Annotated in this window: 16 protein-coding genes and 1 pseudogene; 6 read left to right on the top strand and 11 right to left on the bottom strand. The window is 66.5% G+C overall.

Annotated elements, in window-relative coordinates; all coding sequences use genetic code 11:
* Window positions 1–164: 164 nt before the first annotated feature.
* Window positions 165–287, bottom strand: coding sequence for an excalibur calcium-binding domain-containing protein (locus KQ297_RS00590; RefSeq protein ID WP_259737702.1), 123 nt, complete (start codon window positions 285–287; stop codon window positions 165–167).
* Window positions 288–1,050: 763 nt separating this feature from the next.
* Here KQ297_RS00590 and KQ297_RS00585 point away from each other — a divergent pair.
* Window positions 1,051–1,203 carry a helix-turn-helix domain-containing protein gene (locus tag KQ297_RS00585; RefSeq protein ID WP_259737701.1) on the top strand — a complete coding sequence of 51 codons (153 nt, stop codon included), beginning with the start codon at window positions 1,051–1,053 and terminating at the stop codon, window positions 1,201–1,203.
* Window positions 1,204–1,303: 100 nt separating this feature from the next.
* Complete coding sequence (locus tag KQ297_RS00580) at window positions 1,304–1,993, top strand: recombinase family protein (protein WP_259737700.1); 690 nt, start codon at window positions 1,304–1,306, stop codon at window positions 1,991–1,993.
* A 900-nt stretch (window positions 1,994–2,893) separates the two neighbouring features.
* On the opposite strand, the gene KQ297_RS00575 is transcribed toward KQ297_RS00580, so the two are convergent.
* Both KQ297_RS00575 and KQ297_RS12765 read right to left on the bottom strand, forming a co-directional pair.
* Entirely contained in the window at window positions 2,894–5,743 is a 2,850-nt protein-coding gene (locus KQ297_RS00575; RefSeq protein ID WP_259737699.1) for a VapE domain-containing protein, read from the bottom strand.
* A 12-nt stretch (window positions 5,744–5,755) separates the two neighbouring features.
* Window positions 5,756–6,070 (bottom strand): annotated as a pseudogene (locus KQ297_RS12765) (primase-helicase zinc-binding domain-containing protein); the annotation flags it as partial.
* A 445-nt stretch (window positions 6,071–6,515) separates the two neighbouring features.
* On the opposite strand from KQ297_RS12765, the gene KQ297_RS00570 reads away from it, so the two are divergent.
* Complete coding sequence (locus KQ297_RS00570) at window positions 6,516–7,364, top strand: hypothetical protein (RefSeq protein WP_259737698.1); 849 nt, start codon at window positions 6,516–6,518, stop codon at window positions 7,362–7,364.
* 4 nt (window positions 7,365–7,368) lie between these two features.
* Here the strand turns inward: KQ297_RS00570 and KQ297_RS00565 are convergent, their stop codons facing one another.
* The 8 genes from KQ297_RS00565 to KQ297_RS00530 form a co-directional block, all read right to left on the bottom strand.
* Window positions 7,369–9,345, bottom strand: a complete 1,977-nt coding sequence (locus KQ297_RS00565; RefSeq protein WP_259737697.1) for a recombinase family protein — start codon at window positions 9,343–9,345, stop codon at window positions 7,369–7,371.
* Window positions 9,282–9,665, bottom strand: a complete 384-nt coding sequence (locus KQ297_RS00560) for a sigma factor (protein ID WP_259737696.1) — start codon at window positions 9,663–9,665, stop codon at window positions 9,282–9,284. The genes KQ297_RS00565 and KQ297_RS00560 overlap by 64 nt, the downstream gene beginning before the upstream one ends.
* Before the next feature lie 111 nt (window positions 9,666–9,776).
* A complete protein-coding gene (locus tag KQ297_RS00555; protein ID WP_185466968.1) occupies window positions 9,777–10,457 on the bottom strand; it encodes a GDSL-type esterase/lipase family protein in 681 nt (226 codons plus the stop codon).
* 11 nt (window positions 10,458–10,468) lie between these two features.
* Window positions 10,469–12,040 (bottom strand): ABC transporter permease, encoded by a 1,572-nt coding sequence (locus KQ297_RS00550; RefSeq protein ID WP_259737695.1) that lies wholly within the window; start codon window positions 12,038–12,040, stop codon window positions 10,469–10,471.
* A complete protein-coding gene (locus KQ297_RS00545; RefSeq protein WP_399250915.1) occupies window positions 12,037–12,792 on the bottom strand; it encodes an ATP-binding cassette domain-containing protein in 756 nt (251 codons plus the stop codon). Before KQ297_RS00545 ends, KQ297_RS00550 begins: the two co-directional genes overlap by 4 nt.
* A gap of 35 nt (window positions 12,793–12,827) precedes the next feature.
* Window positions 12,828–13,070, bottom strand: a complete 243-nt coding sequence (locus KQ297_RS00540; RefSeq protein ID WP_259737694.1) for a hypothetical protein — start codon at window positions 13,068–13,070, stop codon at window positions 12,828–12,830.
* A gap of 49 nt (window positions 13,071–13,119) precedes the next feature.
* Window positions 13,120–14,073, bottom strand: coding sequence for a putative selenate ABC transporter substrate-binding protein (locus tag KQ297_RS00535; RefSeq protein WP_399250913.1), 954 nt, complete (start codon window positions 14,071–14,073; stop codon window positions 13,120–13,122).
* A gap of 15 nt (window positions 14,074–14,088) precedes the next feature.
* Window positions 14,089–15,267, bottom strand: coding sequence for a pyridoxal phosphate-dependent aminotransferase (locus KQ297_RS00530; RefSeq protein ID WP_259737693.1), 1,179 nt, complete (start codon window positions 15,265–15,267; stop codon window positions 14,089–14,091).
* 198 nt (window positions 15,268–15,465) lie between these two features.
* Between KQ297_RS00530 and KQ297_RS00525 the strand changes: the two genes are divergently transcribed.
* The 3 genes from KQ297_RS00525 to KQ297_RS00515 all read left to right on the top strand — a co-directional run bounded on the left by KQ297_RS00525 (window position 15,466) and on the right by KQ297_RS00515 (window position 18,843).
* A complete protein-coding gene (locus KQ297_RS00525) occupies window positions 15,466–16,092 on the top strand; it encodes a uracil-DNA glycosylase family protein (protein WP_259737692.1) in 627 nt (208 codons plus the stop codon).
* 38 nt (window positions 16,093–16,130) lie between these two features.
* On the top strand, window positions 16,131–17,375 hold the full coding sequence (gene ispG / locus KQ297_RS00520; protein WP_259737691.1) for a (E)-4-hydroxy-3-methylbut-2-enyl-diphosphate synthase: 1,245 nt from the start codon (window positions 16,131–16,133) through the stop codon (window positions 17,373–17,375).
* Window positions 17,376–17,496: 121 nt separating this feature from the next.
* Window positions 17,497–18,843, top strand: a complete 1,347-nt coding sequence (locus tag KQ297_RS00515) for a S41 family peptidase (RefSeq protein ID WP_259737690.1) — start codon at window positions 17,497–17,499, stop codon at window positions 18,841–18,843.
* Window positions 18,844–18,853 lie beyond the last annotated feature (10 nt).

Raw genomic sequence — 18,853 nt, 5'->3', positions numbered from 1 at the left:
TCAGGTGACAGGTGCGCCGCAGATCACCCGATTGGGGGAGGGCGGAGCACCCAGATGGGGGAGCCTTGATCACCAACTCATGGCAGCTCCAGCGAGGGGCGGCAACAGCTCAGCCCGGCGGCTGGCTCGGCTCAGTGATCGAGGCAGGCCAGGAAGAGGAGTGTTCAGCGCAGAGCCTCACAGGCCTTGCCATCCCCGTCTCCGTCCAAGTAGGTGTGCCCCTGGCGCAGCAGCTCCTGGGCCTTCGCATAGCTGCCGATCTCCTTGCATCGATAGCGGCGACCCAATGCCCCAGTAGGCCTGGGCGGCGGGGCTGTTGTCCGAGGAGGAGCCCCTGAGGGAGCAACTGCACCAGGAGAGCGCCGGTCTCGGCGCCAATCCCATGCACGGAGTGCTGCCAATGCATAGGCCTAACTGGGGGCAGTGCAGCCACAGCGGAGCACAGCACAGCGGCATGTCGCTGCTACTGGCCGGCAGGCAGGCACGCCGCATGACTTCAGTAACGCGACCGGTACTGGTAGGGCGACTGGTAGCTCGACGGGGGGTTCGTCTGCCTGCGGAGGTTGTCCATGTCCATGCGCATGTTTCTCATTTCGTTTTCTCGGTTCATGCAGTCCGGAGCCGCCCCACCCCATATGGGTCATTCGCAGAAAAAGAACAGGAGGCACTTGCTGCAGACGGGAGGAAGGCCAGGATCAGGACAAGAAGTATTTTCATTGTTCGCTGCTCTTTCAGGTGGGCACTTGATGACCACAAGTATCAGATCGGAGCCTGCTGTGATTTGTGCCTAATCGGTGCGTGGGCGTACCTATACAGGCTCACTCGGATTTACCCCCATGGGGGTGGGTGGCCCGGGGCCTGCAGGGGGACGCACTGCTGGCAGGCAGGCCATGCATTCTCAATAACGCGTACCAGGTTGAACGTTCGTCGGGGTTTGCTAAGATGAGTTCGTCGGAGCGAAGGCATGCCGCCTCCCCGACACCTCGAAGCATTCCCCGACAACCAATGACAACCACATGCCTTCTGGCGTGGGCAGCCGTTCTGCTGCTCGTGCCATTCCTCCTCCTTCTCCGCCTGGTCGAGACCCAGCCCGAGCGCATCCACCGCCTGCACCGCCACGGCTGGTCTCAGCAGCGGATCGCTGACCAGCTCGGCATCACCAGGCACCGCGTCCGCAAAGCCCTCAGCCAGGCCGCCGCTTGAGCGCGACGCGATACCCGATCAACCGCCGGCCCTCAGCCTGCCCGCTCCAGGGGCGCCCTGGGCCCTCTCAACCCACACCACCACCGCAACCCACAGACCGATGGAAATGATCTCCTACTACAGGGTCTCGACTGACCAGCAGGGCCGCTCCGGCCTTGGCCTGGAAGCGCAGAGAGAACGTGTCCAGCAACTGGCCAAGGCCAGGGGCGCCCAGATCGTTGCCGAGTACACCGAGGTGGAATCAGGCCGGAAGGCCAGTAGGCCGCAGCTGGCCGCCGCCCTGGCTGAAGCCCGCAAGCGCAAGGCCGCCATTGCGGTCGCGAAGCTCGATCGCCTGGCCCGTGATGCGGAACTCATCCTGCGGCTGTCCCGTGAAGCCGAAGCCAACGGAATGGCCGGCTTCTTGTTCGCTGACTTGCCAGACATTGACGCGACCACTTCAGCCGGCCGCCTGATCCTGGGCGTAATGGCGACGGTCGCGGAATTTGAGAGCCGCCGCATCAGCGAAAGGACGAAGGAGGCCCTGACCGCAGCCAAGGCCAGGGGCGTGAAACTTGGTGGCGCCAACCCAAGCGCCAGCCGTCAGGGCGCTGTGGTCCTCAAAGCCAACGCCACCGCCGAGGCCGAAAAGGTTCGAGGCCTGCTGCAGGTGATGCAGGGCCAGGGTCTCTCCCTGTCGGCCATGGCAGCGGAACTGAACCGCGCCCTGGTCGCTGCGCCTCGCGGGGGCAGGTGGTATCCAGCCACCGTCCGCCGGGCACTCATCCACCTGGGCCTGAAAGAGAGCTGATCGGGCCTCGGCAGGTGACGGAGCAGAACTCAACAGGTTTTGTTGATCAGTGAACCGTGAAGAACTAGACATGTCGATCTTTCTTGACAGATTGGGCGGCCACGAGGAGGGTTAGACCGATCTGTCCAGCTGGCTGGAGCGGGGTGCTGGGATAGCTGGGAAGGGTACGAGCGCGTGCTTATGCGTGCTCCCCCGCGTGCTCCAGCCGCCCCCACCAGTCCCGTCTGGCCTCACCAGGTACGTCCGTCCCGGCCAGTAGCAGCAGTAGTCACTGGTCGAGAGATCGGGTTGGGCAGTCCGGGGCAGGGCCGGGGGCCGTGTTGTTCATAGCTGGCGCTTCCGTTCCCGCAGCTCCTGGAGCTCCTGCGCCTCATCTGGGGCCAGGGAAACATCGAAGACCAGCTACGTGTCGTGGTCCATCCAGGCCTCGATCCGGCGACCCCACCTAATGCGTCTGAGTTCGGCCTTGTCGATCCCGAAGGCAGCGGCAATGACCTCGCGGCTCCTTCTTGGACACCAAGGAGAAAGGCAGCCTCTTCGAGCGGGACAGGGGCGGGCTGGCCGATGCGGTTCATCAGGTCATGACGGCTAGGGCAGTCAGAACGGCCTTAGAGGACAGGCCCAGGAATATGTGTGTATGGGCATACTCAGAGAGGAATGATAAAGACCAAGTCTCCGATCGGGATTGCGGGGTATATCCAGATTTGAGCGCGGGCCCGACCCGCGCCCCAGGGCCATGTCACCAGCACCAGCAGCAACGGCTTCTCCGGGCGCTTCCCCGAGCCAGACGGGGCAGCCACACCAGCTCCAGCAGGAGGCCCGGACCCAGCCCCTGGTTCCGGAACTGGAGCCCGCTGGCCCGATCTCTGCCGAAGGCGCTGCCCGTGAGGAATTCGAGCATCAGGCGGCCTGCCGGTGATCGGTGTGCCGCCGGATCTGATCAGCGGAGAGGATGCGCCAGTCGACGCCCTCCACCTCCTTCACCCGGACCTTGACGCCCTGGGTGGTCTTCTCAACGGCAGCAATTCGGTAACCGGGTAGCCACTCCTGGGGCCCCTCAGCGAAGACGTCGACCAGATCGCCCTCATCGAAGCGAAGGGGAGCTTCCGCCCCAGGCGATGGGGCTGGTGATTCGCCAGCGGGCGGGGGTTCATCAGGGATCGCGCCCTGGGGCTGGTCGTCTGCAGTCGCGATCTGGGGCAGAGCCTCGACCTGGTTGCCCTCAGCATCGGCTCTGTCTCTGACCAGGGCCATGAGGCTTGAGGGGCGGTGCATGGTGGTCGAGGTGGCGTTGTTCTGAGCGGCCATGAGCTTTGAGGTTGATGGGGCCGCCGGGGGCGGAGAAAGCCCCGAGCCAGCAGCAGAAGTGGGTTGATTTGGGTGTTGTGCTGACCCCTGTGCCGGCCTGTGCGGGGGGGTCGACACGGTCACTTCCATTGGGCTGGAAGGGGAGTCAGCGACTGTGTCAGGCGTGTCGACCTTTTGGAGATATTCCCTAGGGGAGGGGGTCAGACGGACAGACGGACGGATCTGAGATCTGTCTGTCTGACCCTCCCTAGGGAGTACCTCTTTTTCCTTGACACGGTCGGCACAGTCTCTGACTTCGGTTGCGCCCCAGGGGGAGTGACCGTGTCGGGGGGTCGGCACAAGTCCGGCACAGGTCGACACAGGAATCTCCGGCTCCACCAGGAACCCGGCCGGAAGGTGATCCCCTGCTGCTGCTGCTCTCGCTGGGTTCTCGGAAGACGGCACAGGCTCGAAGCCGGCCACAGCGTTAGGGAGGCCGTAGCGCTTGCGTTGTTTCCTCCACCGCCACTGCCCTCCGTGGGTGGTGAAGTTGGCGGCAGTGACGGCTCGGCTCACCTCCTCGATCAGGTCCAACCGCTCCCTGCGGTCGCAGATCCCCTCCAGGTTTTTCCCTAGGGCCCGAAGGACCAGGTCGTGCTGGGTGATCCCGGCGAAACCGTCTCGAACAGGCAGGGCGTCCAGGGCGAGGTGGAGTTGTGGGGCATAGACGCTTTCAAACGAGGCCGCCCACGCTCGCTCCCTGAGTGCCGCCTCAAGGGGGTCTCCCTGCGGATAGAAGTTGATCCCACCGGCACTGGCCCACGTCATGACCGTGGCCCAGATCGAATCGCGATTGCGGGCGATCCAGCCGGGGTTGCAGGGATGCTGCACGAAGGCGATCCAGATCCTTCGGACCCCGGTGGGGTCATTGAGGATGCCGTGCTCCTCATTCGTCGTTCCCCACATCACGCAGCGGCGTGGGTGATTGGTCTTTTCCGTTTCGCCCTTGCGGGCCCATTGGTCATGTCGTCGCGTGACCAGCCCCTTCACCTCGCTGCTGTGCTTGCCGCGCAGCATCCGGTCGCACTCGTCGAAAACGAATTGCCAGCAGGAGGACAGCCGGATGAGAAACGGCCACTCCTCAAACTTCGGCACCCCTGACTCCGAGTCAGTCCAGCCGGTGTGTGGCACCAACGCTGTGATGGCCTCCGACTTGAGGAAGCCCTGTCCTCCCGACAGGATCAACACTTGGTCGTGCTTGTAGCCAGGCTGCAGCCCGCGCTTGAGGGCGCCGACGAGGTGACGGGCCAATGCATCCAGGGAGACGATGTCTTCATCAGCGATGCCGAAGGCGTGGCCGATCTCCTGCAGCGACAGCAGACGCGCTTCGGTGCTGACAGCGGCTGCCTGTAGATAGCGGGCGACAGGGTTGAAAGGGCTGCGATCACAGAGGTAACGAAGGACGCCTTCTGCGGTTCGCGGGTGGAACTCCAATCCGTAGCGATCAGCCAGGAACTGGTCGTACCGGGGGATAAAACGAGCGGAAACGTGTTCCCCGTCGATGACGGGCAGGTCTAGTAGCTCGTCTCGCTCAAAGGTGTGTCGCCTGCTGAGGAAGTCCTGCAACTCCTTCTTGGTCTTCGGATCTCGCTGCCCCCGCTGCTCCCCAGGCTCCTGCTGCTGCTCGACCACCAGGGGCTTGGGCTTGCCCTGCGCGATGGCCTGCTCGATTGCAGCGACACGCTCAGCAGCGGTGCCGGGGGCGTCATCAATCGAGCCCTTCTCGGGAATGTCCGTCCACGCCGCCACGGCAGGCAGGTGCATGAAGGGGAAGCCGACAGCAGCGGCACAGCGTGCGAGCTGATCGGCTTTATTGCGGCCGGTGTCGTCGTGGTCGCTCAGGTAGAGCATCCCGGCGACACCAGCGCTCAGCAGGTCCCGGAACCGGCGCTGGATGGACTGGTCCTTGTGGTCGTGGCCTGGCTGACTGACGGCGACCAGGCCACCTGCCTGCAGCCACCTGGCGCACTTCGGCCCCTCGGCAGCAGCGATCCACTGGCCCTGGGCGTGGTGGAGCAGCTCAGCGCCGAACAGCGACCATGGGTCAGAGCCAGCGGAATACTGAATCTTCCCGCTGGCGTCGCGGTGCCGTGGACGCTCGCCTTTGGACTTGAGCTGGCCGTCCTTACCGGGGCGGCTGCCGTCCTCCCATTCGGTCCACTGGTCTGGGCCGTAGGTGAGCTTGTGGCCGGCGGGGAGGTGATCAGGCGGTGCCTCAGGGAGCGGCTCTGGCAGTCGGGCCAGGGTGATGGACCCAGGTGGTGGGGATGCTGGCTCCTGCAGGCTGCTGGGCGCCCCTGGGGCCCTCTGGGGGCTGATGGTGGACGGGAGGCCCAGGTGCCGCTCAACCGCCTGGGCTGCCCGCTTGAAATCCCATTCCTTGACGGCCATCAGCAGGGCCATCCCATCACCAGCTCCAGCGGTTTTGCCTGGCCTGGCCGGGCACTGCCGACAGATCCAAGTGCCGTTGCCTGCCCTGTCGTCGAAGGTGAAGCGGTCGGTGCCAGCCCCGCAGATGGGGCAGCCATGCGGCTTGCCATCAAGCAGGTATGAATCGACCTTGCCGACGTTGGTCAGGATGTCGACCCAGTTCCCAACAGCGGCATTGACTGCCGAAAGACCCTCAGCTGTGGGAGAATTTACGGGTTGGCAGTCACAACGTAGCTCGGTTAGTCGAGCGGAAGCCCCGGAACGGTCGTCACCCGTCCGGGGTTTTTTATCGGCAGCCATCGCTTCAACCCTCCCCCGTGGAAGTGGTGGGCTGAGGCATTGGCATACGGCCTTCAGACGTGCAGTCCATTGGACTGAAAGGAGAGCTTCTGAGGCTGCGGATCTTGTTGCCGGATTCGATCAGCTCCCGCCGAAGATCGTCCGGCAGGTCGGGGCGAACTTGGGCGTAGTGAATCAGCGCGGACCGAAAGAGTCCTGAGACACTGATATTGCAATGGGCGGCTGTTGCATTAACAGCAGCGCGGAAGTCGACGGAGGACTTGATTTGCTGGACAACGCCAGAATCTTTCGTACGCCGACTCCGCTGGACGGTGGAAACCATCTAGCTGGAGGGGTTTGTACGCGATTGCAGGCGTTGCCTCCTCCCGTCGCGGTCGGTTGAAGGCTGACTTGGTATCAGCATACCCCATCAGTAGAGTCAGGTAAGTACCTCACCACCCCACTGATGGTGTCCGATCGACGCAGTGGTTTCAAGGTGAATCAGCCAGATGATCAAGATCCCCTCGGGGATTTGACCCGCGCCTTGGAGGACGGCAAGAAGACCAAGACCCCATCCGAGTTATGGCCCAGCAAATCCAGCGGATGGCAGGACCTGCTCTTGGACATGTCGCCGCTCTTCTCGGACGAAGAGCTGGGCAAGGACCAGGACAAGGACAAGGACAAGGAGCAGGACAAGGAGCAGGACACAGAGCACCTTTCCTTCCTCCCAATTGACCCATCGTCGATCTTCCCAACGCTGAAGCGCCGTGAGGTGGATTCCGGGGATCCAGCCACCTCCAAGGCTGCGTACTACTGTGAGGTGGTGAACCCAGGAGATCCAGCCGCCTCCAAGGCTGCATACGAGGAGCTGCTGGAGGCCCTTCGGAGATCTCAGCCAGACCGAGTGCAGCGGCTACAACGTGCTCTCGACGCCAAACAGATTGGGGATCTCAACGGACGACTCAGTGCAATCCGAGTTCACAAAACGGTGATGAACTGGGTCGCAGCAGCCTGCTGGGCCATCACATCCCCAAGGTGGATGAATGACCCAAGGAGTGCGCTCATCTTTGCCGCTGAGGGCGACTACGAATGGTGCTGCGCAGCCATTAATCAGGCCCTCGATCAGGCAAGGGATGATGGCTGGCTTCCTCTAGGGATAGAGCTGCCTCCAGCGCCTCCAGTGCTCCGCATCGAGGATGCACCGAACCACGGCCCAATCGGTGAGGCATGGCTCAGCCCAGGCTGCCGGGAGTTGGACGCTTCAATCCTTTTGCCTGCCCTCCATGTCGTCCAGCTGGGCATCCACGTCGTCTGAATCCTCAGGGCGCCTCTTCTTTCGCTTCGAGGTCGAACTCCACCTCGACCTCAATCGCATCCTTTCCCAATCGCATCCTGCTCAATCCGTTCCCCTCAAGGGCGGCCTCCAGCTCCTTTGAGGTGCTGTGCCTCACGTCGACCACCACCGGCACCACCTGGCGGCCTCTGGCCTGCTCCAGGCCTTCCCTGGGAAGTGGCTGATCGAATGCCCGCTCTGGGTTGACCATTCCCGTTTGCAGAGCCAACTTGCGTGCCTTCGGTGCCAGGGGCTGCCACTGGATTGGGCCATCACCAACGGACAGGCCGATCCGCTTCTCGATCCCATCGACTGTGACCCTCAGCCCGAGCTGCAGCAGGTGGGCATGAACTCGTCGGCGATCTTCCACCTTGTCTTCCCCGAGCGAGAACGTCCGCATCAGCCCCTGGATCTGGGCCCTGCCCTCCAGCCCCAGCTGCTCTCTGCTTGGCCCAGCCTGCAGGTGCTGCAGCCGGGCATCAGCAGTTGCCAGGCGTTTCCTGGCTTCAACCTCCTGGGCTTCCAGTTGCACCTGACGGCGGGCCAGCATGCCGACCACCGCTGAGTCGACTTCCCCTAGAAGGGCAGCTTGACCAGCTTGGAGAGCACGGCTGACCATGTCGATATCCCCCTGGGCGGTGGCCTGCTCACGGATGGCAGCAGCCAGTTCCGATTGCTTGCTGTCGGTGCCGCCGGATCCCAGGATCTCCAGCAGGGAATCGCTGCTGAGGCGGGTCAGGAGGTGGGCCTGGGCATCGACCAACCGCACCATGGGGGCACTGCAGCCCAGTCCCTTGTGGACCGAATGGCAACGAAGGTAACGACGATCCGGCCCCTGGAGGCTGCGGCCTTTCCCCGTCTGCAGTGCCCCCATGCTCGAGCCGCAGGAGCAGAAGGTGAGGCCCTGGCCGATCCAGTGGAGCTGGTCCGTCCTGCCCCGAACGAGCTTGGTCCGCTGCCGGATGGAGGCCAGCAGCGCTGCATGTTCGGCTGGGCTAAGCAGGGCCGGGTAGTAGTCCTCCTGGTCCGGCTCATAGGTGCGTACCGGCCGCCTAGGCAGCTGAGCTTGGGGAACGCCCTGACGCATCAAACGGGCGCACTCCTCCCGCCAGGATCTGGTCCTTGCCTGCAGGCCTGGTTCCACCACCCGTCGGGCACCGTGGATGGCTGGGTTCCCGACGATCTGCCCCACGCTGGAGCTGTTCCATGTTGATGCTGGCCTCGGCTCCCTTGACCCATTCTCCCCCCCCCGGCGGTTGGTCTTCCACCGTTCCTTCATTGCCTGACCGGGGCAGGGAACTCCCTCGGCATTGAGCTTCCGGGCGATGGAGGTGAAGCCCGTTGCCTCCGCCATCTTCAGGACCCGGCGGACCACCTCGGCGTAGGGGGTGAAGGCCCACTGGCCATCGGGGCCAAGTTCCAACCAACTCGGGGCCATCCCTGGATCGACAGCTTCACCTCTGCGGACGCGCTGGCGCTTCACTTCGTGGACGTGTTCCAGGCGCCTGGAAAGCTTCTGGGAGAACTCATGGCTGGCACCCAGGCACAGCAGGAGCTCGATCAGATCGATCTGGCCGGATCGCATCGACTCCCGGCTGTAGTCCTTGTTCCGGGAGATCACCGAGACAGTGACCCCTGCGTTCAGAAGGTCCTCGATCAGCACGGGCAGCACCTCCAGGGGGAACGCCCTGCTGAAGCGGTCCACGTCCTCGATCAGGAGCGCGACGGGCCCACCCCCGAACTGCCCGGCCTTCAGGTCCGCCAGGAAGCGGCCCAGGGCCCCGCTGTGGATGTTCTGGCCGCCGAAGGCTGAGATCCCCTGGTCGGCGTACCCATGCCCCTCCCAGAGGGTCCAGCCCCTGGCCTCGCAGTAGGCCTGGGGAGACGCCTGCTGCCTGGCTAGGCCGACACCGCCAAAAGCCTGTTCAGTACTGGAGACACGGCTGTAAGGGACGGCCAGCATGGGCAAGGATAGACCCGTTGCATTGAAAAGCTACCGTGCACGTAGGGCACCGCGAAGCTGCTCAGAGCAGTGGGGCGCGACGGATCAAAGGCCTCGATCGCGCGGATCAGCCCGAGGCAGCCCAGTTGCACCAGATCCTCGAGTGGCAGGCGGGTGCTCGCGCTCACGCGCCCAGCCACCTGGCGCACCAGGGGCAGGTTCAGCTCCACCAGACGGTTGCGCAGCCGGTGGTCAGCGCTGCTGTGAAAGCGCTGAAGCAGGTCGGCATTGCGGCTGTGGAGGTCCTGGTCCTGGTGAGGCTGGGGGCGTGGATCTGGCATGGCGGGGACAGCGGTGGGTCCGTGGTTCCACCCTCTGCCGAGCGGCCCTGGCCGCGCTTCACCCCAACCGGGGAACGGTCCTCCCCCAGATGGGTGATTGGGCCGGCCGTTTCAGTGGGCCGGCGTGCGGGCCAGGCGCGACTCCAGACCCGCCCAGGCCAGCAGGGCAGGCCACTGGCGCACCTGCTCATACACCCGGCCATGGCCGTCGGGATTGAGATGCAGGCCATCGGCGCTCAGCAGCCGACTCCAGTGGGGATCATCCAGCAGAGGCTCCAGCAGCGGCAGGAAGGGCACATCGGCCTCCAGGCAGGCCTCCTCCAGCAGGCACTCGTACTGGCGCACCGTGGCCAGCTGATACCAGAGGCAACCGGCGAAGGGCATCGCCGCCTCATCCACCGGCGTCAGCCCCAGCACCAGCACCGGAGCCAGCCGCACCGCCTCCCGCAACAGCTGCTGCAAGCCGAAGAGGAAAGCCTCCGGCGCCAGCTGGTGGCGCCCATCGGGACGACCGACCCGGGCCGTGTCGTTCAGACCGACGCTGATCACAATGCCCTGGGGGGCCTGACGGCGCAGCTCGCCCCGGCAGCCCACCTCCCCATGCAGGCGGGTCGCCAGCCGCTCGAGGCCATCGCCGCGAACCCCGAGGTTGTAGAGCACGGGCCCTTCTGGCAGACCCATCCAGTGGCGCCGCAGCCGCTCGCACCAGCCGCCGCCATCGGGATCCCCCCAGCCGTAGACACCGCTGTCCCCCAGCACGATCAGCTTGCGTGGTGTCGGGGTTTCGGCCATGGGCTTGGGCGTCAGGCCGCCAGCAGGCGCCGGCGGAGGCGGTCGCTGAGATCTTCCCCCACCAGGGTGAGCACCACGTAGACCGCCACCAGGGCGATCAGCTGATCGATCGCGAAGGAACTGAGGGCCTCCAGCAGCAGGCTGCCCAGCCCCGCCGCCCCCACCAGACCCACCACCACCGTTTCGCGCAGGATCACATCGGCGCGGTAAGCGCCATAGGCCAGGTAAGAGCGGGCCAGGGCGCTGAAGCGGCCGTAGAGCAGGGCGAGCCGCGGGCCGGTGCCGGCGGCCCCCAGGGCCTCCTCCGCCAGCACAGAAGCCGACTCCTCGGCCTCCAGAAGCAGGCGGCCGAGGACGCCCAGGTTGTGGAAGGCCAGGGCCAGGGCAGCCGTGAGCACTCCCGGTTGCAGCACAAACAGCAGCAGCAGGGCCGTGAGCGGTGGTGGCCAGAGCCGCCCCAGGGCCCAGATGGCCTGCATCAGCACCCGGCCCCAGGGCCAGGGGGCCATCAGCAGCAGCAGCAGCGGTGCGCTGCCCACCGCCAGGGCGGCCGCCAGCAGGGTGAGCCCCAGGGTGGAGCCGATCAGCGAGGGCCAGGGCAAGGCCGCCACCGCCGGCCAGTCGGCTGACCAGGGGGGCAGGGGCTGGAGCTGCCCCAGCTGCAGAGGGTTGACCCCCAGCGCCATGGCCACCAGCACCAGCACCGGCAGCAGCAGCACCAGGCCGAAGGCCACCTCCCGACCACCACGCCCGACCGAGCGGTGCGTCAGGCCGAAGCGGGCCGGCATCGCCCAGCGCCGCCGCAGGCCCCGCAGCAGGGCCTCCAGCGCGAGCATCACCAGCAACAGCAACCACAGACCGCTCCAGAGCTCGTGAAACTGCAGCGACTGGAGGGTGAGACGCAGATCGGTGCCCAGCCCGCCGAGGCCGAACACCCCCAACAGGGTGGCGCTGCGCAGGGCGCACTCCAGCCGGTAGCCGCCATAGCTGAGCACTCCAGGCTGCAGGGCCGGCCCCAGGGCGGTGAGCAAGGCCGGCCCCGCCGGTGCTCCCGCCAGGCGCAGGGCCTCCAGACCCTTGGTGGGCAGGGCATCGAGCAGATCACTCACCACCCGCGCCACCAGGGCGGCGTAGGGGATGGTGATCGCCAGCACCGCCACCACCGGCTGGAGACCGAGCAGCTGCAACAGCAGCAGACCCCAGAGCAGCTCATGCACCGCCCGGGGCACCGCCAGCAGCCGGCGCATCCACTCCGCCGGCAGGGCGCTGCCAGTGGCTGTCCGCCAGACCGTGCGGGAGCTGAGCACCCCGCCCAGCAGCCCCAGCGCCAGGCTCAAGGCCCAGCCGAGCAGGGCGATGCCCACGGTGACCCCCAGGCCGGAGAGGGCGGAACCCAGCACCTGAGGGTCCAGGGACGGGCTGAAGGCCGCCCGGGCGAACTGGCCGATCAGGTCCCAGCCACCGCCGTGGAAGACAGCAGGGAGCACCAGCAGCACCGGCAGCCAGACCAGGGCGGGCAGCAGGGGGAGCAGTGGAGGCGCCAGGCGCAGCTGCCGCCAGGACCGGGCGGGGATGGCCGTCATGCCTCGGACCGGTAGAGCGCCGCCAGCTGGGAGCCGGTCAGCTCCGACGGGGAAGCATCCAGCACCACCCGGCCCTGACGCAGGGCCACCACCCGATCGAAGCCATCGAGCAGATCGGGCCTGTGCAGGCTGAGCAACAGGGCCCGCCGTCCCCGGGCCTGCTCCAGCAACAAGCCCAGCAGCTCCCGCGCCAGCCGCGGATCAAGGTGGGCCAGGGGTTCGTCGGCCAGCAACAGCAGCGGATCCTGCCGCAGCAGCCTGGCCAGGGCCAGGCGCTGGCGCTGGCCGCCCGAGAGGGCGGTCACGGGCTGCCCCAGCAGGAGGGCGCTGAGATCGACCCTCTCGAGAACCGCTGCATTGGCGGCGGTGTCGAGGGGCAGCACCAGGTTGAGCAGGGCCCGCGGCCAGCCCCAGCGGGCCAGCCGCGAGGCGTTCAGGTTCTGCTGCACCGTCAGCTCCTCGATCAGGCGCAGGTCCTGCCAGAGGGTGCCGATCAACGCCTGCTGCCGCCGGCGCCGGCGCCTCGAGCGCGCTGGGGCCACGCCATTCCAGAGCACTTCGCCGGCGTCGGGCCTGAGCAGGCCGTTGGCCACGGCCAGCAGGGTGCTCTTGCCCGCGCCGCTGGGGCCCACCAGGGCCACACGCTCACCAGGCCTGAGCTGCAACGACACCTCCATGAGCCTGGGGGCCATGCGGCCCGGCACCTGGATGGCGCGCAGCTCCAGAAGAGGACGGTCGGGTGAGCTGATCACGGCAGGGGGATCGATCCGGTGAGGACGGGACACGATCAGCCCGTGGCGTCCCCGGGATCAGGGAGCAGGGTCTGGAGAGCATTCTCCAGATCCACACGCTGGGCAGGATCGCCCACCAGGCGGAGATCGCCGCTGCGGGGCCACCAATTCAGCCGGATGTTGGTCTCCTCGTCGTCGAGAACGTACATCTCGAACGCCCCTTGGTGCACCCAGTGGCCGGGTTGCCCGAGCTGGGCGACGAGGGCCTGAAGCTCCTCCAGACTGCCGTTGAAGCGCATGCCACCGCCGGGACCTGGCCTCAGGCTAGGGGGGCACGAGATCCGTGGCTCAGCGGATCTTGCCGATCTGGCGGCCCACCTTCTCGATGGCTGCGTACTGGCTCACCGGAGCGGGGATGAACTTCTGGGCACCGAACAGCTCCAGGATCCGGGCCTGTTGCGGATTGCTGCGGCGCAGCCCCACAAAGGCCTTCTGCAGCTTGTTGGTGAAGCCCTTGCCGAACCGTTGATCCAGATTGGGTTGGGCAATCCAATGGTAATCGGGATAGCCGGGGGTGCGCCAGATCACGGCCACCCTGCGGCGATCGGCCTTGCCGGAGCGCAGGTTGCTCTTCCAGACCTGCTCATTGACCGCACCGGCCTGGTAAGCACCGCTCTGCACCAGGGCGATGGTGGCGTCGTGGCTGCCACTGAAGCCTGGGGCACCACCGGCGAAATCCCTCAGCTTCACGCCGGCCTGGTTGAGGTAGTACTGCGGCATCAGCCGCCCGGAGGTGGAACTCTCCGAGCCGAAGGTGAAGCGCTTGCCCTTCAGTTCCGCCAGGCCCTTGACGTTGCGCAGGGGCTTCAGCCCAGCCGAGGTGTTGGCGATGAACACGCTGTGAAAGGAGGCGTCGATGTCGCGCTGGGCGATCACCCGGGCGCCCGGCTTCTGCAGACGGGCCTGCACGCCGGTGAGGCCACCGAACCAGACCAGATCCAGATCACCGGTTCGGAAGGCGCTCACCGCCGCCGTGTAGTTGGTCACGGGCACGTACTTGACGGGCACCTTCAGCTGTCGGCTGAGCTCAGAGGCCACGAGCCCGTAGAGGCGGTTGAGCTTCTCCGGGTTCTGATCGGGGATGGCGCTGATGCGCAGCTGCTTTTGCCGGGCCTGGGCACCGGCGAGCAGGGGCGCAGCCCGCTGCAGCTGCGGCGGCAGCGCCGCCGGCGCCAGAGCCAGGGCCAGACCAGCCAGCAGAGCCAGGCGGAAGCCGACTGGCGGGCGGCGACGGAAGTCCAGAGGGGTCAAGGAGGATCAGAGGGTGGAGAGGAAGCGGCCGAACCTGTTCAGACCATCGCGAATGGTGGTGGACGAGGCGGCGCAGGAGAGGCGCACACAGCGGTCATCACCGAAGGCGACCCCCGGCACCAGGGCCAGGCCCACGTCGTTGAGCAGCCGGTTGCAGAACGTCATCGAATCGAGCCCGTGGGCGCTCACATCCGGGAAGGCGTAAAAGGCGCCTTCCGGCGGCCGCAAGGTGAGTCCCGGCAGGGAGGCGAGGCCCTCGTGGAGCAGGGCCCGCCGCTCAGTGAACTGCCGGGCCATCGCCGCGACGCAGTCACGCGGGCCGCTCACCGCCGCCAGGGCGCCGAACTGGGCGAAGGAGCAGACGTTGCTGGTGCTCTGGCTCTGCAGAGCGATCGCGGCGCGGACCACGGCGGCGGGTCCAGCCAGATATCCCAGCCTCCAGCCGGTCATGGCCCAGCCCTTGGCGAAGCCATTGACGATGAACACCCGATCGCTCAGATCGGGTGCCACCGCCGCGAAGCTGTGGTGCCGGTGGCCGGGGGCGAGCAGGAACTCGTAGATCTCGTCACAGACGACAGCCACCTGGGGATGACGACGCAGCACGGCCGCGATCGCCTCCAGCTCCAGGCGACTGAAGACCATGCCGGTGGGGTTGGACGGACTGTTGAGCACCAGCAGGCGACTGGCCGGGGTGATCGCCGCTTCCAGTTGCTCAGGATCAAGCCGGAACCCGTGCTCGGCGTCGCTGGGCAGCAGCCGCACGCTGGCCCCTGCCAGCTGCACCATCTCCGGGTAGCTCAGCCAGTAAGGGGCGGGCAGGAGCACCTCATCCCCGGGGCCCAGCAGCACCTGGAAGAGGTTGAACAGGGCCTGCTTGCCGCCATTGGTGACCAGCACCTGCTCCGCCTGGGTGGGGACGCCGTTTTCCTCACTGAGCTTGCGGGCGATCGCCTCGCGCAGGGCCGGCTCTCCCGCGGCCGGGCCATAGCGGGTGGCTCCGCCCTCGAGGGCCTCGCTGGCGGCCTGGCGGATGAAGGCCGGGGTATCGAAATCGGGCTCGCCGGCACTGAGACTGCAGACGTCCTGCCCCTCGGCGCGCAACTGCCTGGCACGGGCAGCAATGGCCAGGGTGAGCGAAGGCTGCAGGGCTTCGGCCCGGGCCGAGAGCTTCAACGGGCGGGGCATCGGCGGGGGCGCGGCCAAAGGCCGCAGCGCGAAGTGGCCGCAACGGGCCACGGCGCTCCGAAAGAGAAGCGCCAGGGAGATCAAGCATCCTGCCTGACGCCCATCCTGGGAAAGGTTCGAGCGGGCACCGTCGGGCCTGACAGCTGGACAGTTGCCCCCAGCTGCGGCGAGCGTGGGTGCTGATCCGCAGGCAAGGGCGTGGAGGGCGATTCAGGGGCAGCGCTGCAACAATTCGCGCGTGATTGCGCCAACTGCCGTCGCTGCCCCCTGGCCGAGGGCCGGCAGCAGGTGGTGGTGAGCCGGGGGAATCCCCGTGCCGCCCTGATGGTGATCGGAGAGGGACCAGGCGCCCAGGAAGACGCCACGGGCTCCCCATTCGTGGGCAGGGCCGGCCAGCTGCTCGACCGGATGCTGGCCAGCGTGGGCCTCGACAGCAACCGCGACGCCTACATCTGCAATGTGGTGAAGTGCCGGCCACCCGACAACCGCAAACCCACCCCCCAGGAGATGGCCGCCTGCCTGCCCTGGCTGCTGCAGCAGGTGGAACTGGTGCAACCGAAGCTGGTGCTGCTGGCCGGCGCCACCGCCGTGGAAGGGGTGCTGGGCATCAAAGGAGGGATCACCCGCCTGCGGGGCCAGTGGCGTCCCTGGCAGGGGCGGTGGTGTCTGCCGATCTTTCACCCCTCCTATCTGCTGCGCAATCCCTCACGGGAGCCCGACACTCCCAAGTGGCACACCTGGCAGGACCTCAAGGCGGTCAGAGCGCGTCTTGACCAGCTCGAGACCGCCCCAGCCCATGCTCAGGATTCGTCAGGCGCCCCCTGATCTGTGGCAGGGTTAGCCCACTTCCCGGCCCCCTGGCGATGACCGGCACCCTCGCCCGCCCCGACACCAGCCATCCGGGCCTCCCCGCCGACTGGGCCAGCAACCCCCGCTACGACACCCTGATCCGCCGCCGCAAGACCCGCAGCGTGCGGGTGGGTGACGTGTGGGTGGGCAGCGAGCACCCGGTGGTGGTGCAGTCGATGATCAACGAGGACACCCTCGACATCGAGGGCGCCACGGCCGGCATCCGCCGCCTGCATGAGGCGGGCTGCGAGATCGTGCGGCTCACGGTGCCCTCCCTGGCCCATGCCAAGGCGGTGAAGGAGATCCGCAAGCGCCTCGAAGACACCTACCAGCCGGTGCCGCTGGTGGCCGATGTGCACCACAACGGCATGAAGATCGCCCTGGAGGTGGCCCAGCACGTCGACAAGGTGCGCATCAACCCGGGCCTGTATGTGTTCGACAAGCCCGATCCCAACCGCACCGAGTTCACCCCCGAGGAAGTGGCGGCGATCGGGCAGCGGATCCAGGCCACGCTCGAACCGCTGGTGAGCCTGCTCAAGGAGCAGGACAAGGGCCTGCGCATCGGCGTGAACCACGGCTCCCTGGCCGAGCGGATGCTGTTCACCTATGGCGACACGCCCCTGGGCATGGTCGAGAGCGCCATGGAGTTCATCCACATCTGCGATCGCCTCGACTTCCACAACATCGTGGTGTCGATGAAGGCGTCGCGGGCTCCGGTGATGCTGGCCGCCTACCGGATGATGGCCGACCGCATGGACGCAGGCGGGTTCCACTACCCCCTGCACCTGGGCGTCACCGAGGCGGGCGACGGCGACTACGGCCGGATCAAGAGCACTGCCGGCATCGCCACCCTGCTGGCCGAGGGCCTGGGCGACACGATCCGGGTGTCGCTCACCGAGGCGCCCGAGAAGGAGATTCCTGTCTGCTATTCGATCCTGCAGGCCCTGGGCCTGAGGAAAACGATGGTGGAGTACGTGGCCTGCCCCAGCTGCGGCCGCACCCTGTTCAACCTGGAGGAGGTGCTGCACGTGGTGCGCAACGCCACGGCCCACCTCACCGGCCTCGACATCGCCGTGATGGGCTGCATCGTCAACGGCCCCGGCGAGATGGCCGACGCCGACTACGGCTACGTGGGCAAGACCCCGGGCACCATCTCCCTCTACCGCGGCCGCGACGAGATCCGCCGGGTGCCGGAGGCCGAGGGGGTGGAGGCTCTGATCAACCTGATCAAGGAGGACGGCCGCTGGGTCGATCCCTGAGATCCGGCGCTCAGCTGCTGGCGGTCACATCCGGACTTGACTGTGACCGGCCCCGATGCCTCGCCCTTGCCGGGGACCCAGGCTAGCTTGATAAGACAGTCAAGCTCCAGGAACGCAGCCAATGGGCAGGGGACGCACCGGCATCGCCATTCTCGCCGGACTCGGTGCCTGCACCACAGCCGTGATCGTCGGCACCGACTGGCTGGGCTCCCCGAGCGCCGCCTCCCTGATCACCGACAGTCCCAAGGAGGTGATGGATCAGGCCTGGCAGATCGTCTTCCGCGACTACCTCGACACCACCGGCAAATACACCCCGGAGCAATGGCGCAAGCTCCGTCGCGACCTGCTGGCCAAGAGCTACGGCAGCACCAAGGAAAGTTACGAGGCGATCCGGGGGATGCTGGGCACCCTCGACGATCCCTACACCCGCTTCATGGATCCGCGGGAGTTCAAGGAGATGCAGATCGACACCTCCGGAGAACTCTCCGGGGTGGGCATCCAGCTGAGCCTCGACAAGGACAGCAAGGAACTGGTGGTGGTCTCACCGATCGATGGCTCACCGGCCTCGGCGGCGGGCGTGCAGCCGAAGGATGTGATCGTCTCGATCGACGGCAAGAGCACCAAGGGCATGACCACCGCGGATGCGGTCAAGCTGATCCGCGGCCAGGCCGGCACCAAGGTGACCCTGGAGTTGCGTCGCCGCAAACAGGTGGTCACGGTGCCTCTCACCCGGGCCCGGATCGAGCTGCATGCGGTCGAGCACCAGATCAACAGCGGCCCCGACGGCGTCAAGGTGGGCTACATCCGCCTCAAGCAGTTCAACGCCAACGCCGCCAAGGACATGCGCGCCGCCCTGCGCGAGCTGGAGCAGAAGGGAGTTCAGGGCTATGTGCTCGACCTGCGCAGCAACCCGGGCGGTCTGCTGATGGCCAGCGTCGAGATTGCCCGGCAGTTGCTGGATGAAGGCATCATCGTCTCCACCAGAACCCGGGACGGCATCCAGGACGTGCGCCGGGCCAATGGTCGTGCCCTGACCAAGTCACCGATCGTGGTGCTGGTGAACGAAGGATCCGCCAGTGCCAGCGAAATCCTCTCCGGTGCCCTGCAGGACAACAAGCGGGCCGTGCTGGTCGGTCAGAAAACCTTCGGCAAGGGCCTGGTGCAGTCGGTGCGCGGACTCTCCGATGGATCCGGCATGACCGTCACCATCGCCAAATACCTCACCCCCAGCGGCCGAGACATCCACAAGCACGGCATCGCCCCGGATGTCTCGGTGAAGCTCAGCGAAGAGGAAGCCGCCAAGCTCAAGCTCGAAGATCTGGGAACCACCAAGGATGTTCAGTACCGCGCCGCTGAATCCACCCTGGTGAAAAAATTGCGGGCCACCAGCGCTTCAACGACCACATTCAATCCCACCAGCGCCAACCTGCCAGCCGCTCTGGGAACTCCTGCCGTCGCCACCCCTTAGGTCTGCAGAC

It is taken from the genome of Synechococcus sp. CS-205 (assembly GCF_025128255.1).
Lineage (GTDB): Bacteria > Cyanobacteriota > Cyanobacteriia > PCC-6307 > Cyanobiaceae > Regnicoccus_A.
Note: the sequence above shows the minus strand (reverse complement) of the source record. Positions and strands in the feature narration are given on the sequence as shown.

Coding starts and splice junctions, on each gene's coding strand:
- KQ297_RS00560 (WP_259737696.1), bottom strand. CDS start 9,665: ATGCCAGATCCACGCCCCCAGCCTCACCAGGACCAGGACCTCCACAGC.
- KQ297_RS00530 (WP_259737693.1), bottom strand. CDS start 15,267: ATGCCCCGCCCGTTGAAGCTCTCGGCCCGGGCCGAAGCCCTGCAGCCT.
- KQ297_RS00550 (WP_259737695.1), bottom strand. CDS start 12,040: ATGACGGCCATCCCCGCCCGGTCCTGGCGGCAGCTGCGCCTGGCGCCT.
- ispG (WP_259737691.1), top strand. CDS start 16,131: ATGACCGGCACCCTCGCCCGCCCCGACACCAGCCATCCGGGCCTCCCC.
- KQ297_RS00575 (WP_259737699.1), bottom strand. CDS start 5,743: ATGGCCCTGCTGATGGCCGTCAAGGAATGGGATTTCAAGCGGGCAGCC.
- KQ297_RS00555 (WP_185466968.1), bottom strand. CDS start 10,457: ATGGCCGAAACCCCGACACCACGCAAGCTGATCGTGCTGGGGGACAGC.
- KQ297_RS00515 (WP_259737690.1), top strand. CDS start 17,497: ATGGGCAGGGGACGCACCGGCATCGCCATTCTCGCCGGACTCGGTGCC.
- KQ297_RS00565 (WP_259737697.1), bottom strand. CDS start 9,345: ATGCTGGCCGTCCCTTACAGCCGTGTCTCCAGTACTGAACAGGCTTTT.
- KQ297_RS00540 (WP_259737694.1), bottom strand. CDS start 13,070: ATGCGCTTCAACGGCAGTCTGGAGGAGCTTCAGGCCCTCGTCGCCCAG.
- KQ297_RS00580 (WP_259737700.1), top strand. CDS start 1,304: ATGGAAATGATCTCCTACTACAGGGTCTCGACTGACCAGCAGGGCCGC.
- KQ297_RS00570 (WP_259737698.1), top strand. CDS start 6,516: ATGGTGTCCGATCGACGCAGTGGTTTCAAGGTGAATCAGCCAGATGAT.